1 protein-coding gene and 2 pseudogenes are annotated in these 1,369 nt (G+C 50.7%); all 3 read left to right on the forward strand.

Annotated features, from left to right (window positions below):
* Positions 1–377: pseudogene (locus tag AA74_RS0113510) on the forward strand (hypothetical protein); the annotation flags it as partial.
* A gap of 107 nt (positions 378–484) precedes the next feature.
* Entirely contained in the window at positions 485–718 is a 234-nt protein-coding gene (locus AA74_RS0113515; RefSeq protein WP_025912575.1) for a hypothetical protein, read from the forward strand.
* A gap of 62 nt (positions 719–780) precedes the next feature.
* Positions 781–1,369, forward strand: a pseudogene (locus AA74_RS0113520) (phage tail protein); the annotation flags it as partial.

The following is a 1,369-nucleotide window of genomic DNA, read 5'->3' on the forward strand; positions in this document are numbered from 1 at the left end:
CAAAGCCAGACTACGGGCTGGCCGTCTGGGATGCGTCAGGGACGCTTATTTTGACAAACGAAACGCGCTCACTCAGTGATGTGGTAACCCTCGGTACTGCCGGAGTAGATGCAAGTTCAGGTTATAACATCAATACCACGCTTGCGGGGAAATGGGCCTGTATGCCTGCCATGCTGGGTCTAATTACTGGAGTGATATCGGCCGGCGGCCAGCCGCAGCCCTACTCGGCGATTTACAAGAGCATGGCAAAACTTGAGGGAGGCAATACGCGAATATTCGCAAGACCACAAACAACGCCCAGCGGAAACCTTCAGAACGTCGCGTATTCAAATCTGAGAAACGTGATTATGGCCATCAACTGCGCCAACTACGATTGATCGTTTTCAGCGATCAATCTTATGAAATTGATCTACAGAATCAATTATATCCCTTTAATTCATCTTGTTATTGTTTATCTTCGTTAATACCCTGGGATATAACCACGATGAAAAACATGATTCTTTGCCTGGCGGTGGCTGTATTGCTCTCCGGTTGCGCTGGCGTTCTTCAGAAGCAGCAACCCATATGTACCGGAACGGCCCTGATCGGCGGACAGGAAAACACCGTCCAGATTTACGGAGTGCGCAAGCAAAGTAACCAGACCCAGTACCGCGCCGGTTACCCATTTAACTGGTCATGGGTCAGCGCAAACACGTTCAGTAGTACCACCTGCCATTAACTCAAACATTTTTGAATAAACCTCGCTCCGGCGGGGTTTTTTATTGCCCGAAAGGAGCGCATATGTCTGCAGGAACTATTACCCTGACAAACGGATCCGCTATTGTTGGCGGTTCCGGAACCTCATTCGCAACCGAACTCGCCGCAGGTGACTTTATTGTCTCCACTGTGGGCGGTGTTGATTATACGCTGCCAGTAAAAACGGTTGACGGTAATACCCAGGTGACGCTGGTTAGTAACTTTACCGGGCCTACTCAGGCCGGCGCGGCCTGGTCAGCTGTTCCCCGCGTTGCGCTGAACATGGTAACTGCTGCGCTGGTGGCACAAAGTGCAGAAGCGCTGCGTGGACTGAATTACGACAAACAGAACTGGCAAAGTATTTTTTCTGGAAACGGCAATGTAACAGTAACTTTGCCGGATGGGACGAAATGGACGGGACCAGCATGGAATAGCATTATCACTACTCTCTCAGGCAAGGCGGCAAAAGGTGCAAACGATGACATTACCTCGCTAAGCGGACTCACTACAGCGCTGTCTCTGGAGCAGGGTGGTACTGGTTCGACAACCGAAACTGGCGCTCGCAAAAACCTCGGTCTGGGAACTTCTGCAACGAAAAACACAGGAAAAACGAGCAATGATGTCATGCAGCCCG

This window comes from Enterobacter sp. 5-4, from assembly GCF_000612205.1.
Classification (GTDB): domain Bacteria; phylum Pseudomonadota; class Gammaproteobacteria; order Enterobacterales; family Enterobacteriaceae; genus Enterobacter; species Enterobacter roggenkampii.

Bases quoted from the DNA above. Each gene is read 5' to 3' on its own strand.
- AA74_RS0113515 (WP_025912575.1), top strand. From the start codon at position 485: ATGAAAAACATGATTCTTTGCCTGGCGGTGGCTGTATTGCTCTCCGGT.